Raw genomic sequence first — 14,216 nt, 5'->3', positions numbered from 1 at the left:
GTTGATTCTCATAATTGGTTTAATGAGTTGTTCGCAACATAAAATATCTAAAAGTGTAAAGGACAAAGATTATATCTTTTTTCTCCATAATAAATATTTAGAAACACATAACGATGGTGATTATGATACAGTTTATAAAACTAAAATTGAATATTCTAAAGTTTTGAATTCATTCAGGAATGACGGATTTATTGTGATTAGCGAGAAAAGAAAGCCAAAAACAGACGGAATAATATATGCAAAAAAGGTTGTTAATCAAATTGATAGTTTGATTAATATAGGAGTTGGACCTAATCATATTACGGTTGTAGGAACTTCCAAAGGTGGTTATATTGCGCAATATGTATCAACTTTTAAAAATAATCCTCAAATCAACTATGTATTTATAGGTTCGTTTCAAGAAAGTGATTTAGAAGAAATGCCTGATATAAAATTTTCTGGAAATGTTTTAATCATTTACGAGAAGTCTGATGCATTTGGTGTTTCAGCTATAAAACGTAAAGAAAATTCAACGAATAAAATCAATCATTTCAAAGAAATTGAATTAAATAATGGCTTAAAGCATGGTTTTCTTTATAAAGCTCTTGATGAATGGATTGAACCAAGTAAAAAATGGGCGAGGAGAAATTATGATTTTAAATAAATGATTCATTTATAATTTTTCCTAAAAATCACTCGAACTGACAATTTTTATTCAATCTGTACAAGAAATATCTTATACAAAAAAAGGTTAGACTCTAAAAAAAATAGAATCTAACCCAAGTTTATTTTGTTACTTAAATACTATAAGAAATGGTGATATTAAGATTTCCTTACTTCAATTTTTTAGCAATATACATTTTTTCTGCTAATTGAACAGCTTTGTACGCATCAACAACACCGCCTGTTACAGAAATATCTGTTAAAGCAGGATTTTTGTTGACAGATTCTAACAATATTTGTTTGATATCTGTTGCAGTTAATTTAGGATAATGTGCCCAAACCAAAGCCGCAACTCCTGCTACAACTGGAGAAGCCATAGAAGTTCCGCTTTCATTTTTGTATTCCCCATCTTTATTAGGAACAGTAGAATATATTTCATTTCCTGGCGCAAAAACATCTACAGACTTTTTACCAAAATTAGAAAAACTTGCTCTTAAATTGTTATTATCCATTGTGTTTGCTCCAACTGTAATTACGTTTTTAGAAACTTCTGCACCTTTGTTATCATAAACAGTAGGGAAGTGAATTTCGTCATCAATATTTACGTTTTCATTTCCTGCAGCTTTAATCAATAAAAGACCTTTTTTCTCCGCATATTTAAATGCATCCCAAACAATTTGTTTATCTGGAGAATAAGCTTTTCCAAAAGACATGTTCAAGATTTTTGCTCCATTATCTGCAGCATAACGAATGGCATTTGCAACATCTTTATCGCGTTCGTCTCCATTTGGAACTGTACGAACTGACATGATTTTTACATAACCATTTCCTGCGATTCCATCCATTCCAATTCCGTTACCAGATTTTGCAGTAATAATTCCAGAAACGTGCGTTCCGTGCATAGAATCAGGACCGTCTACATCATTATTTCCGTAAAAACGTTCTGATTTATCAGCATAATTATCACCAACAATTGGACGAGGATCTAATTCTGTATTCAAGTTAATTTCAACTTGTTCTTTGTAGTATTTTGTTCCTTCAGAAATTTCATTTCCAACTTCTGTTAAGAAATCTTTCATCGATTTTCCTTCCCAAGCTTCTTTCGGAACCATACCAAAAATAATCATCCCTTGTTGTGCTTCTTTAGAAACAGGTTTAAAAGACATCATATTTTTTTCATTCAAATCTTTTTCGCCCCATTCTTTAATCAAAGCAGGAAATGCAACCGAGAAAACATCATTCATCTGTACATATTGCGCTGCATTTTGTTTTGCTTCGGCTAATTTATTTTCGAACTCAGGTTTTATTTTTTGATATTCTTCAAATTCTTTTGGGAATTTTGTTTTGTTTGAAGCTGCATCTTTACTTTTTTCGAATAAATCGCGGTATTTTACAAAAAGACGTGTTAACTCTAATGTATCTCCATCAACATTTTTACCATCTTTTCCTCCGATAAAATTCCAACCGTGAACATCATCAACATACCCATTTTTATCATCGTCAATTCCATTCCCAGCAATTTCTTTGCTATTTGTCCAAATATTATCTTTTAAATCTGGATGAGTAATTTCAACTCCAGAATCTAAAACACCAACAATTAACTGTGAAGGTTTACGTTTTTTTGATTCTAAAAATTGTAAAGCTTTTTGAGTATTAACACCATAAACACCACTTTCTTCGAAAGATTCGTGTTGCCAATATTTTTGATCAACTTTAGGTAAAGGTAGAGCAGTTGTAGTTTCTTGTGCGAACGATGCCACACCAACAAACATGGCAACTGATATACTTAATAAGAATTTTTTCATAATTGATTTTATCTATATGTCGAGAAACAACCGAAATTGTTACATCTAAAATTATCCCGAGTTTAAACGCAAAAAAGGCTCCAAAATTTGAAGCCTTTTTATAATGTTGTGTTAAATTTAAAATTATTTCAACTTACGTTGTTTGTAAATTTCTTCAGCTTTTTGTACAGCTTTGTAAGAATCTACAACACCTCCAGCAACAGAAATATCTTTTAATTGATCGTTTTTATTTACTGTTTCCATTAAAATAGTACGAATATCTTCTGCTGTTAATTTTGGATAATGTGACCAAACTAATGCAGCAACACCAGCAACAGCAGGCGAAGCCATAGAAGTTCCGTTTAAGAAACGATATTGATCAACACCTGGATATGTTGCATAGATCTCTTGTCCTGGTCCAAAAACATCTACCGATTTTTTACCATAGTTAGAGAAACGAGCTTTTAATGCATTTGGATCTTTAGTAGAAGCACCAACTGTAAGGACAGATTTAGAAACAGTATTTCCATTTCTGAAATTAGTTGGATAATGTACATGAACATCAATATCTTCGTTGCTATTTCCTGCAGCTTTAACGATTAAAACACCTTTATCAGAAGCATATTTGAACGCATCCCAAACTAAATCTGCATCAGGAGAATAAGGTTTTCCGAAAGACATGTTCAAGATTTTTGCTCCATTGTCAACTGCATAATAAATAGCATTTGCAACATCTTTATCGCGCTCATCTCCATTTGGAACTGTACGAACAGACATAATTTTTACATTATTTCCTCCTGTTGTTCCTTCAGAACCGATATTATTTCCTCTTACAGCACCGATAATTCCAGCAACGTGAGTTCCGTGAGAAGACTCAGGTCCGTTAGAATCTCCGTTTCCATAAAAACGCTCTTTCTTATCATTTGGATTGTCAACATTTTTACGATCAACCAAATCTAAATTTAAGTGAGAAGATAAAGCATCTCCCTTCGCAGCACGACGAGCAGCTCCTAAATAGGTATTCGAAACTTCTTTCATCGTTTTTCCAATCCATTGCTCTTCTTTCAATTCACCAAAAATCCATAAAGCTTCTAAGATTTGAGAATCTGTTGGTTGATAATTTTTTAAAATATCTTTGGTTAATTTAGTATCACCAAATTCAAGAACCATTTTATTTACACCACCTTCAACTGCATTCAATTTAGATTGAGCAACTTGTTGGTTATATTTTGCTTTTCCTACAGCGCTTAAATATTCTTTTTCAATTTTTTGAAATTCAGCATATTCAGTAGGATTTTTTAAAATAGCTTCATGATTTTTCTTTTGATCGAAAGTTGCGTATTTAGATGATAAAGCTTTGTAAACACGTGTTAATTCAGTTGTATCATCATTGTAATTGATTCCTTTTGCTGTTCCTAAGAAAGACCATCCATGCACATCATCAATATAACCATTTTTGTCATCATCGATTCCGTTTCCTGGAATTTCTTTTGGATTTGACCACATATTTGCTTTCAAATCTTCGTGGAAATTTTCAACACCACTGTCCAAAACTCCTACAATAATTGTATTAGCTTTTCTTTTGTTGTCTTTTAAGAATTGTAAAGCTTGATCAGTATTTACACCATAAACACCTGTTTGTTCTACACCTGCATGATACCATTTTTCTTTTGGTACCTCTGTTGTTTGTGCTTGAGCAAACCCTAATGTAAAGGCAAATCCTAAAGCAATAAATAATTTTCTCATGTTGTTATTTTATTAAGTTTTTTAAATATACTGCGGCACTTGGCCCTTCGCTAAAAAGTAAATCTAAGATACTCAAACCTTCTATAAACTCAAATTTATCATCAAAAACTTGTGCATATTCTGGTAAGTTGTATTGAGAAGCTTTTTTAGCAGAAAATTGATTTCTGAAATCATTTTCAGGATTTAAATCTTGATATGTTTCAGTTTTAGAAATATCTAAATCTAAGCTTAATTTCTTGTTGATAAAATCAATTGTTTTTAGATTAAAATCTAATAAAAACTTTTCTTTTTGTTCTAAAATCGGAATAACTTCATCTTCATAATATTCGAAATATGGAGAACTTTGATAAGCTGACTTTAATGATTTGATATGTTCTTTTTGCCAATCATATTCGTAAGAAGGTTGTAAATCTTTGAATAAGCGCGTTCCGTTGTGTAAGATTGGAATATTCAACATCAATTTACCATTTGCGCCCAAAATATACATGCGGTTACGGTAAGTTTGCTTTTGAAAATTTTCTTGAACTTCGATATCCAAAGTTTGGCTTTTTACCATTTCTGCATAGTAATCAATCGGTCCAAAATAAAAAGCTGCAAACGTATTTTTCATTCTATTATTTTATATGGAAATGTGCATTACAATTAGCTTATAATGCACATTTATAGTGTTGTTAATTTTATAATTTAGAGGATTTTAATCGCTCTTTTTATTAATATTTGTTTTTCTTTTTCTCTTTACGAGCTTTTACAATATCATATCCAATCCAACCAATTAAGGCAATTAAAACATAAATTCCGTACGAAGTTTTGTCCGGATTATCATTATTTATTGAAGTAAAGAAACGATTCCAAATAAATTTCTTAGGAGCAGCAGGCTCGAACATTCCGTTCATATTTGCCCAAATCATAATTGGACGACCAATAATATGATCTTCTCCAACATAACCAAAGAAACGTGCATCTAATGATTGATTTCTGTTATCACCAACCATAAAATAATAATTTTGTTTGATTTCGTATTTATCTGTTTTTTGATCATTGATAAATACATCAAACTTACCGTTTGTAGAATCAACTCTTAATGTATTGTTTTCATAGCGACGAATAATGTTAATATATTGCGCTAAAGTTTCTTTGTTAACATCAACTACATCACCTTTTTTCGGAATGTATAAAGGTCCGTATTGATCTGGATTCCAGTTTTTGTTTACTGGAAAAATAGTGTTTGTACTATCAATTTTTCCATTTACAATATGTTCCGTTTTTTCACCTACAGGTTGTAAAATAGGTTCAACAGAAACTACATTTGCATTAGATTTCATTGCTGTAACATGAGCATCAGTCAAAGCTGCAAATTGATAAATAAATGTTCCGTCACCTTGTTTTGCAGCATTATAATCTGTACTTATGATTCCAAAATTATCGTATAATAATTTATCACTGAAAGGAGTTTTTACAACAACTGTATAAGCATGCTGAACTTGTGCATCTTTTTTCGGAATGAATTTTTTATCGTTTACATATAAAACTCCATTACGAATCTGTACAGTTTCTCCTGGTAAACCAACTAAACGTTTTACATAAGCATCTTTACGATCGATCGCATTGTAAATAGAATCTGTAGGATAGTTGAAGACAACAATATCATTCGATTTTAAATCTCTCCAACCTGGAATACGCATATAAGGTAGGCGAGCTTTGTCGATAAAACCATCTCGGTAAATAAATTCTGAGAATGGAATTCCGATTGGTGTCATAGGAACACGCGCTCCATGACTTACTTTTTCTACAAATAAAGCATCACCAATTTTGATTGTATTTTCCATTGATCCTGTTGGAACAATCATTGGTTGAATAAACCAGTTATGAACCAAAGTTGCTAAAACAAGGGCAAAAATTAAGGAAGAAACAAATGTTGGTTTGCGTTTTTCTGGACCTAAATATTTTGGATTATCAGAATAATTAACCGCAAAAATGTATAAACCTAAAGTCAAAACCATAATGACTTTGTCTTTTGTTTCAATTTTTCCGTAAGAATCTCCTAAATCAACAAAGAATACTAACCAAAAAATAGGACCAACAATTGGCAAATAAAATAGAATAATCCACCATTTTGGACGATGGATAATTTCTAAACCTTTCCAGATATTTAGAAAAGGAATATAAGCTTGAATTGCTTGCTTTCCAGCATTTTTATATAATTTCCAAGTTGCAGCTCCAAAGATTATATTGGCAATAATAAAACCAATTAACCAGTAAATTAGTACATGCATAAGTTTTTGATATTTAGTATTTTAATTTAGTTCAGTTCAAGTACATCTTTCATTGTGAAAACACCTTGTTTATTCCAAATCCATTCCGTAGCAATCACGGCACCTAAGGCAAAACCTTTGCGAGAATGCGCCGTATGAGAAATCTCAATAGTATCTACATCAGAGTTATATTGTACGATATGTGTTCCGGGAACATCCTCGATTCTTTTTGCTTCAACTGGAATAATGTCTTTTGCTTTTTCGTCCATCGACCAAGAATTATATGTTGAATTGTCAATAATTCCTTCTGCAATTGTAATCGCTGTTCCAGAAGGTGCATCAAGCTTTTGTGTATGATGAATTTCTTCTAGATTAATTTGGTATTCGTTACGATATTTATTCATCATTCGAGCTAAAATAGAATTTAATTCGAAGAATAAATTAACGCCCAAACTAAAGTTAGAAGCATATAAAAAAGCGGTGTTATTTGAAATTGCTAAATGATTAATTTCTTCTTGTTTATTTAACCATCCTGTTGTTCCACAAATTGTTGCGACTTTATTTTCAAGTAATACTTTAAGGTTGTCGTAAGCAAATTCTGGTCTAGAAAATTCTATTGCAACTTCAACATCATTTAATTCTTCCGCAAGTGGAGTACGAGATATTTTAAGTACAACTTCGTGTCCGCGTTGAATTAAAATTTCTTCAATGGCTTTTCCCATTTTTCCGTATCCTATTAATGCAATTTTCATCTGTAATTTCTAAAATTTTAAGTTAAATGCCAATCCTAAAACTGGCTCTAATGTCATTTCATCTTGAATGACTGTTGGTTTGAATGACATTTCTGTGTCATTACGAACTGTGAATAAATGCGCATCAACAGTAGCATCTACAATATTTAATAAATAAGCTAATGCAGTTAAAGCGACACTATAATCACGTTTTCGTTTGTAATCATCTTGAATAACTGCCAATTGTTCTGCAGATAAAATTCCTGTGAATTCGTTTGGTGTTCCTTCTCTTACCGCAATATAAGCTTTTCGGTATTTTTTGTACAAATTATTGTAATAAATCGTGAAACCTGTTCCTGTACCTACTAAACCAAGCGCAATAGGTGCTTTTAACCATTTTTTGTTGTACAATTGTCCAGCACCAGGTAAAATAGCCGAATACAAAGATGCTCTAATTGGACTTTTTTCCATCAAAACTTCTTTAGTTACGCTCATTGTATCGTTTACAATAATATTATTTTCGACAACGACTAAAGAATCCGTTTTAACCTGACCAAAAGCAAACGTCGAAGAGATCGTTAATCCAAGTAAGAATGATTTAATTTTCATTTAAAAATTTTCTTAATCGTTCAAACTCATCATCTGAAGTAAAATTCAGAATGATTTTACCTTTTCCATTATTTGCACGTTTTATTTCAACTTTCGTATTCAATAAATTTGAAATAGAACTTAATGCTTCTTTGTACTGATAAGGCAATTCATTTGTTGCTTTTTTCTCAGGTTTGCCTTCTTTTATCGATTTGATTAAACGTTCTGTATCACGTACAGATAAATTGTTTTTGACAATTTTTTCGTAAATATCAAATTGTAAATCAGTATCATCAATAGCCATCAAAGCGCGACCGTGTCCCATTGAAATCATTCCGTCACGAATTCCTGTTTGGATAATTGGGTCTAATTTTAATAAACGCAAATAATTGGTAATAGACGTTCTGTCTTTCCCAACACGTTTACTTAATTCTTCTTGTGTTAACTTGATTTCATCAATCAATTGTTGGTAAGAAAGTGCAATTTCGATCGCATCTAAATCTTGACGCTGAATATTTTCGACCAATGCCATTTCCAGCATTTCTTGGTCATTTGCTAAACGCACATAAGCCGGAATTGTTTTTTTACCAGCTAATTGCGAAGCGCGAAAACGTCTTTCACCAGAAATCAATTCATATTCACCAGTTGGTTTTTTACGAATCGTAATCGGTTGAATAACGCCTAATGTTTGAATAGACGAAACCAATTCCTCTAAAGTTTTTTTATCGAAATTAGTTCGTGGTTGCCAAGGATTCGCGGTGATTTTTTCTAAATCTATTTCCAAAATGTTTCCAACCAATTTTTTAGCACCTTCATCTTGTGCTGTTTTTACAGTTGGTTCATCCTTTAATAGAGCAGATAATCCACGTCCCAAGCGATTATTTTTGTTTGGCTTTGCCATTTTATTTAAACTGTATCGTTGTTGTTAATTAAAAATTCACGCGCTAAATTTAAGTAATTTTCTGCACCTTTACTTGCTGCGTCGTACTGAATAATTGTTTCGCCAAAACTTGGTGCTTCTGACAAACGTACATTTCGAGTAATAATTGTTTTGAAAACCATTTGCGGAAAATGATTGTTCACTTCGTCTAATACTTGATTAGAAAGGCGTAAACGCGAATCATACATCGTCAACAATAAACCTTCAATATCCAGTTCTTTGTTGTGATGTTGTTGAATTCCTTTTATCGTATTTAATAATTTTCCTAAACCTTCTAATGCAAAATATTCGCACTGAATAGGAATAATCACAGAATCTGCAGCTGTAAGCGCATTCAAAGTAATTAAACCAAGTGAAGGCGCGCAATCTATAATAATATAATCATATTGATCTTTGATTTCTGACAACGCGTTTTTTAACATGTATTCGCGGTTCTCGTAATCTACAATCTCAATCTCGGCAGCAACTAAATCTAAATGAGCAGGCATCAAGTCTAGGTTTGGCGATTCTGATTGTAAAATAGCTTTGCTCGCAAGCACTTCATTTTCCAATACTTCATAGGTTCCAGCTTCGATTTCATCCAAATCAAAACCCAAACCAGATGTTGCATTTGCTTGCGGATCTGCGTCAATTAATAAAACTTTTTTCTCTAAAACACCTAATGAAGCGGCAAGGTTTAACGAAGTTGTCGTTTTACCAACACCACCTTTTTGGTTAGCAATAGCAATAATTTTACCCATAATTTACGTTCAAAACGATTTCAAAAATACAATATTTAACCTTGCTAAACCTTAAAGAAAAAATAAATTTTTGAATAATTGTTGAATATTTGTTTTACATCATAAAACATCAGTTCTGTAAAGCTAAATTTTAATATTATTTTATCTTTTTAACAGAATTAAAAAACTTATATTTGCGACAAGTATTTTTATAATTTTTTTAATAAAAAAAGTTGATGAGTTTTAACCTTTTATTCGAAAGCGTTGAGAATAGAAAGAGCTTTAACGCAGTAGTTTTAATGAATAGAAACGAATTTAAGAATTATTCTTTCCCCTTATTGCTTCGCAATGTATATTATGCGATACGTCTGTAATACCCTAATTTTTTTGCAAAATTTTTAGAATTATTAAACACACGTAACATTTATAAAGCATAATGAAAACTAAATACATAGATTTAATCACGCAATCATTTGACTTTCCACAAGATGAATTTGAATTAGATGGAGAGTACTTAAAATTTAATGGAATTGACCTAAAAGCTTTGGTCGAAGAACATGGAACACCATTAAAATTCACATATTTGCCTAAAATTTCGCAAAACATTCAGAAAGCGAAAGGTTGGTTCGAAAAAGCGCGTGAAGAGTTAAACTATGAGGGAACTTACAATTATTGTTATTGTACAAAAAGTTCTCACTTTCGTCACATTTTAGGTGAAGCATTAAAAAACGATATTCACATTGAGACATCTTCTGCATTTGACATTAATATTGTCGAAAATTTGATTGGAGAAGGTTTGATTACAGACGATCAATATGTTGTTTGTAACGGTTTCAAGCGTGAGGAATATGTAGAAAATATTGCTCGTTTGGTAAATAGCGGACATCGTAAAACGATTACAGTAATTGACAATTACGAGGAAGTTGATTTGTTTTCTGAGGCAATTGAAGGTGATTTTGAAATCGGAATTCGTATTGCATCGGAAGAAGAACCAAAATTTGAATTTTATACTTCTCGTTTAGGAATTGGTTATAAGGATATTGTTCCTTTTTATCAGACAATGGTAAAACCTAATGAACGCATTAAATTGAAAATGCTTCATTTCTTTATTAATACAGGAATTAAAGACAATTCGTATTATTGGAATGAGTTGACAAAATGTTTGAGAGTTTATGTAAACCTTAAAAAAGTTTGTCCAGAATTAGATAGTTTGAATATTGGTGGTGGATTCCCAATCAAAAATTCGTTGAATTTCGAATATGATTACGAATACATGGCGAAAGAAATCTTGTTGCAAATTAAAATGATTTGTGATGAAGAAGGAATTGCTGTTCCAAATATTTTTACAGAATTTGGTTCGTTTACAGTTGGAGAAAGTGGAGGAGTAGTCTACAAAATTCTTTATCAAAAGAAACAAAATGATAAAGAGTATTGGGATATGATCGATTCTTCTTTTATGACAACTTTGCCAGATGCTTGGGCAATTTCGAAACGATTTGTAATGTTACCAATTAACCGTTGGTACGATAAGTATGAACGTGTATTATTAGGAGGTTTAACATGTGATTCTGACGATTATTACAATTCAGAACAGCATGTAAATGCTATTTATCTTCCGAAATATGATCAAGCAAAACCATTGTATATCGGTTTCTTTAATACAGGAGCATATCAAGATAATATTAGTGGTTTTGGTGGAATTAATCACTGTTTAATTCCTCAGCCCAAATATATTTTGATTGATGAAAATTATGAAGCAAAAGTATATTCTGAAGAACAAACGCATCAAGATGTGTTGAATACTTTGGGATACAAATAATTGAATTTTAAATAAATAAAAAACAAATAAAATGAGTAAAGGACCAATCAGTCAGTTTATAGAACATAACTATAGACACTTTAATGCAGCTGCTTTAGTTGACGCTGCAAAAGGATATGAGCAACACTTGTTAGAAGGTGGTAAAATGTTAATTTCTTTGGGTGGAGCAATGTCTACTGCTGAATTAGGAATTTCATTAGCTGAAATGATTCGCCAAGATAAAGTGCACATCATTTCTTGTACAGGAGCAAATTTAGAAGAAGACGTAATGAATTTAGTTGCGCATTCACACTATAAAAGAATTCCAAATTACCGTGATTTAACACCAGAGCAAGAGCGCGAATTGTTAGATACGCACTTCAATCGTGTTACAGATACTTGTATTCCAGAAGAGGAGGCTTTTCGTCGTTTACAAGAGCATTTAGAGAATGTTTGGCATGCTGCTGAAGAAAAAGGTGAGCGTTATTTACCACACGAATTTTTATATCAAGTTGTAAATTCTGGAGTTTTAGAGCAATACTACGAAATTGATCCGAAAGATTCTTGGATTGTTGCTGCAGCTGAGAAAAATTTACCTATCGTTTGTCCAGGTTGGGAAGACTCTACAACAGGAAACATTTTTGCGTCTAACGTAATCAAAGGTAATTTAAAAGCGTCTACAGTAAAATCTGGAATTGAATACATGATTTACTTAACAGAGTGGTATCGTGCTAATTCTGATGGTAAAGGTGTAGGTTTCTTCCAAATTGCTGGTGGTATCTCTGGAGATTTCCCAATTTGTGTTGTTCCAATGATGTACCAAGATTTAGAGTGGACAGATGTTCCTTTCTGGGCATATTTCTGTCAAATTTCTGACTCTACAACATCTTACGGATCTTATTCTGGAGCTGTTCCAAACGAAAAAATTACATGGGGTAAATTAGACATCGATACGCCGAAATACATGATAGAATCTGATGCGACAATCGTAGCTCCATTGATTTTCAACTATATTTTAGGAAACTAATCAATAGAATATATTAAGCATAAAAAAAAACCACTTCAATCGAAGTGGTTTTTTTGTTATATATCGTTCCGATAATTAATCTTTCATTGCTTCACCAGCTTTTCTATGCGTAAATTTTCCATAGATATGTCTTCTTGCAAAACGGCTTGGAGAATCAGAATTTACCATTTTGATGTACGTATTTTTAGGAACGCCAAAATACTCGTAATGATTTCCATCTAAATGTTCTACTTTCAAAATTTGTTCATCCATATAAAAATCATGAATGTTAGATTTTGCAGTTGTAATCGTATATTCTTCTTTGTTTTTTTCGTGCGTTTCAGGATTAATACTTACTAAAAAGTGGTATGCTTCGATCACAACTTTACTTTTTTCTTCAGCTTCTATTTTACCTGCTTCGTCGTTGATAAATTTATCAGGATGCGCATCTTTCATCGTATTTCTGTAAATTGTTTTCAACTCTTTTAGAGTTACATTTTTATCAACTCCAAGTAATTTTCTGTGTTCTACAACGCTTTTCATAATTATAATCCTTTTTTCGGAGTGCAAAAGTACGGATTATAAATCACGAAATGCGCTTAATATCCATAAGTTTCGTTAAGGTTATGATAAATAATTTTCTTTTTGTTGAGAATTTGATATTTCAATTCCAATACTATCCTTGTTTATAGAAATCAGTTTAGCTTGCTGAATAGGTTCGTTTTCGTATTCATATAGCTTTGGATCATCAGAATTAATATTTAATGTTTCAGAAACAATATCACTATAATCTGGTCTCGCGATATTGTTTGATTTTTCTAAAATAGGAAATTTAGATTCAGAATTATAGATATAAGCACGTTTCATTGCCATAACTTTTTTCGTAACTACTATTTTATATTCATCGTTTACTTTAATGGTTTGAATTGTATTCATATTGAATAAAAAACTAACGATAGATAGAAACGGAATTGCCATTGGTAAAATGCTTAATCCAACTAAAGCAAAAAGCAAAAAGCAAAAATCCATAAATTTTGATATAGATAATTTCCCAAAATTTAATAATGATATAAAAGGTGAAAATAATCCAAGTCCAAGCAAGAATTTGATAGGTATATTCTCCTTTTAAATTCAACCCCATAAGGTTTAAACTCAATAAAAATAAAATGAGAAGAACTGAAGAAATGATGTAGATTTTGAGTGATTTTGACATTTAGGTTATGATTTATTTATTCGAATATACATTATTTATATGATTTAATCGTTTTGTGTAAAATGAATTATCTCGAATATTTTTGTAATTTTAAGCAAGCTAACAACAAACAAAATAAGTATGAAATTGAAAGACGTTCCTGAATTGAAAAATTCTATTTTAGATCTTCCTTCAAAAGAAAAAGATAAACTTCTTTTGCGTCTTATCAATAAAGATGAAACTTTAGTAGAACATTTGCATTTTCAATTATTAGAGAATGAAAATGATTTGCAAGATCGTGTAAAAAATATTTATGAAAAGATTGATTTTCAGTTTGAAAAGTCTCATCACTTAATTAATCAGATTAACATAAATAGAAGTCATCGTCAATTGTTGTTGACGTTAAAAACATTGAGTGGAATTGTGAACTATCATGTTCAAATTACGAAAGATAAAGTGTCAGAATTTGAATTGAGAAAATATATCATTCAAGAATCTTTTAGTCGTTATCCTTATCTTTTTGAAACTTATACAACAGGAGATAATGCAGAAAAATTATACAATTATCAACATGGCAGATTGAAATTGATTTTTTCTATTTTTGAAAAATTTCATGAAGATTTAAAATTCGATTATTTAAACGATGTTGATGAAATTAATATTTTTTTAACAAAAACTCCTATAAATTTTAAGTCTTAATAGTTCTTTTAAACAAAAGTTTGCTTATGAAATATTTTGTGAAATAATAATTAAATTTACTATAATTGACTTATTATTAATTGGTTTGGTCTATTTTTGTTAGTCTTAAAAATAGTGAA

14 protein-coding genes are annotated in these 14,216 nt (G+C 31.1%); 4 read left to right on the top strand and 10 right to left on the bottom strand.

Annotated features, from left to right (window positions below; all coding sequences use genetic code 11):
- Positions 1-22: 22 nt before the first annotated feature.
- Positions 23-643 (top strand): alpha/beta hydrolase, encoded by a 621-nt coding sequence (locus B4G36_RS02430; RefSeq protein WP_291061711.1) that lies wholly within the window; start codon positions 23-25, stop codon positions 641-643.
- Positions 644-812: 169 nt separating this feature from the next.
- Here B4G36_RS02430 and B4G36_RS02425 read toward each other — a convergent pair whose 3' ends face one another.
- The 8 genes from B4G36_RS02425 to B4G36_RS02390 all read right to left on the bottom strand — a co-directional run bounded on the left by B4G36_RS02425 (position 813) and on the right by B4G36_RS02390 (position 9,423).
- On the bottom strand, positions 813-2,447 hold the full coding sequence (locus B4G36_RS02425) for a S8 family peptidase (RefSeq protein ID WP_291061709.1): 1,635 nt from the start codon (positions 2,445-2,447) through the stop codon (positions 813-815).
- Between the two features lie 123 nt (positions 2,448-2,570).
- Positions 2,571-4,172 (bottom strand): S8 family serine peptidase, encoded by a 1,602-nt coding sequence (locus B4G36_RS02420; protein ID WP_291061707.1) that lies wholly within the window; start codon positions 4,170-4,172, stop codon positions 2,571-2,573.
- Between the two features lie 4 nt (positions 4,173-4,176).
- A complete protein-coding gene (locus tag B4G36_RS02415) occupies positions 4,177-4,782 on the bottom strand; it encodes a WbqC family protein (protein ID WP_291061705.1) in 606 nt (201 codons plus the stop codon).
- A 100-nt stretch (positions 4,783-4,882) separates the two neighbouring features.
- Positions 4,883-6,445, bottom strand: a complete 1,563-nt coding sequence (gene lepB, locus B4G36_RS02410; RefSeq protein ID WP_221855207.1) for a signal peptidase I — start codon at positions 6,443-6,445, stop codon at positions 4,883-4,885.
- A gap of 26 nt (positions 6,446-6,471) precedes the next feature.
- Positions 6,472-7,176 carry a 4-hydroxy-tetrahydrodipicolinate reductase gene (dapB, locus tag B4G36_RS02405; protein ID WP_291061703.1) on the bottom strand — a complete coding sequence of 235 codons (705 nt, stop codon included), beginning with the start codon at positions 7,174-7,176 and terminating at the stop codon, positions 6,472-6,474.
- 9 nt (positions 7,177-7,185) lie between these two features.
- The gene (locus tag B4G36_RS02400) at positions 7,186-7,764 is read right to left on the bottom strand and encodes a DUF5683 domain-containing protein (protein WP_291061701.1); all 579 of its coding nucleotides are present in this window, start codon (positions 7,762-7,764) and stop codon (positions 7,186-7,188) included.
- Positions 7,754-8,644: a ParB/RepB/Spo0J family partition protein gene (locus tag B4G36_RS02395; RefSeq protein WP_291061699.1), complete on the bottom strand. Its 891-nt coding sequence runs from the start codon at positions 8,642-8,644 to the stop codon at positions 7,754-7,756. The genes B4G36_RS02400 and B4G36_RS02395 overlap by 11 nt, the downstream gene beginning before the upstream one ends.
- A 5-nt stretch (positions 8,645-8,649) precedes the next feature.
- The gene (locus B4G36_RS02390) at positions 8,650-9,423 is read right to left on the bottom strand and encodes a ParA family protein (protein ID WP_038330582.1); all 774 of its coding nucleotides are present in this window, start codon (positions 9,421-9,423) and stop codon (positions 8,650-8,652) included.
- Between the two features lie 415 nt (positions 9,424-9,838).
- Between B4G36_RS02390 and B4G36_RS02385 the strand changes: the two genes are divergently transcribed.
- Complete coding sequence (locus B4G36_RS02385) at positions 9,839-11,221, top strand: decarboxylase (RefSeq protein ID WP_038330584.1); 1,383 nt, start codon at positions 9,839-9,841, stop codon at positions 11,219-11,221.
- 31 nt (positions 11,222-11,252) lie between these two features.
- Positions 11,253-12,227 (top strand): deoxyhypusine synthase family protein, encoded by a 975-nt coding sequence (locus B4G36_RS02380; protein WP_180904449.1) that lies wholly within the window; start codon positions 11,253-11,255, stop codon positions 12,225-12,227.
- 75 nt (positions 12,228-12,302) lie between these two features.
- Here the strand turns inward: B4G36_RS02380 and B4G36_RS02375 are convergent, their stop codons facing one another.
- Entirely contained in the window at positions 12,303-12,749 is a 447-nt protein-coding gene (locus tag B4G36_RS02375; protein WP_038330588.1) for a KTSC domain-containing protein, read from the bottom strand.
- 81 nt (positions 12,750-12,830) lie between these two features.
- Positions 12,831-13,235, bottom strand: coding sequence for a hypothetical protein (locus B4G36_RS02370; RefSeq protein ID WP_291061696.1), 405 nt, complete (start codon positions 13,233-13,235; stop codon positions 12,831-12,833).
- A gap of 304 nt (positions 13,236-13,539) precedes the next feature.
- Here B4G36_RS02370 and B4G36_RS02365 point away from each other — a divergent pair, with 304 nt between their 5' ends.
- Positions 13,540-14,097 carry a hypothetical protein gene (locus tag B4G36_RS02365; protein WP_291059981.1) on the top strand — a complete coding sequence of 186 codons (558 nt, stop codon included), beginning with the start codon at positions 13,540-13,542 and terminating at the stop codon, positions 14,095-14,097.
- Positions 14,098-14,216: the final 119 nt, after the last annotated feature.

Origin of the sequence: Empedobacter sp. UBA3239 (assembly GCF_002362875.1) — a bacterium.
GTDB classification, from domain to species: Bacteria; Bacteroidota; Bacteroidia; order Flavobacteriales; family Weeksellaceae; genus Empedobacter; species Empedobacter falsenii_B.
The sequence above is the reverse complement of the archived record's forward strand: the minus strand, read 5'-3'. Positions and strand labels throughout refer to the sequence as shown.

What these genes read in the sequence shown, in the direction of transcription:
- B4G36_RS02365 (WP_291059981.1), top strand. Translation starts at nt 13,540, where the DNA reads ATGAAATTGAAAGACGTTCCTGAATTGAAAAATTCTATTTTAGATCTT.
- B4G36_RS02400 (WP_291061701.1), bottom strand. Translation starts at nt 7,764, where the DNA reads ATGAAAATTAAATCATTCTTACTTGGATTAACGATCTCTTCGACGTTT.
- B4G36_RS02430 (WP_291061711.1), top strand. Translation starts at nt 23, where the DNA reads ATGAGTTGTTCGCAACATAAAATATCTAAAAGTGTAAAGGACAAAGAT.
- B4G36_RS02380 (WP_180904449.1), top strand. Translation starts at nt 11,253, where the DNA reads ATGAGTAAAGGACCAATCAGTCAGTTTATAGAACATAACTATAGACAC.
- B4G36_RS02370 (WP_291061696.1), bottom strand. Translation starts at nt 13,235, where the DNA reads ATGGATTTTTGCTTTTTGCTTTTTGCTTTAGTTGGATTAAGCATTTTA.
- B4G36_RS02420 (WP_291061707.1), bottom strand. Translation starts at nt 4,172, where the DNA reads ATGAGAAAATTATTTATTGCTTTAGGATTTGCCTTTACATTAGGGTTT.
- B4G36_RS02425 (WP_291061709.1), bottom strand. Translation starts at nt 2,447, where the DNA reads ATGAAAAAATTCTTATTAAGTATATCAGTTGCCATGTTTGTTGGTGTG.
- B4G36_RS02415 (WP_291061705.1), bottom strand. Translation starts at nt 4,782, where the DNA reads ATGAAAAATACGTTTGCAGCTTTTTATTTTGGACCGATTGATTACTAT.
- B4G36_RS02385 (WP_038330584.1), top strand. Translation starts at nt 9,839, where the DNA reads ATGAAAACTAAATACATAGATTTAATCACGCAATCATTTGACTTTCCA.
- dapB (WP_291061703.1), bottom strand. Translation starts at nt 7,176, where the DNA reads ATGAAAATTGCATTAATAGGATACGGAAAAATGGGAAAAGCCATTGAA.
- lepB (WP_221855207.1), bottom strand. Translation starts at nt 6,445, where the DNA reads ATGCATGTACTAATTTACTGGTTAATTGGTTTTATTATTGCCAATATA.
- B4G36_RS02395 (WP_291061699.1), bottom strand. Translation starts at nt 8,644, where the DNA reads ATGGCAAAGCCAAACAAAAATAATCGCTTGGGACGTGGATTATCTGCT.
- B4G36_RS02390 (WP_038330582.1), bottom strand. Translation starts at nt 9,423, where the DNA reads ATGGGTAAAATTATTGCTATTGCTAACCAAAAAGGTGGTGTTGGTAAA.
- B4G36_RS02375 (WP_038330588.1), bottom strand. Translation starts at nt 12,749, where the DNA reads ATGAAAAGCGTTGTAGAACACAGAAAATTACTTGGAGTTGATAAAAAT.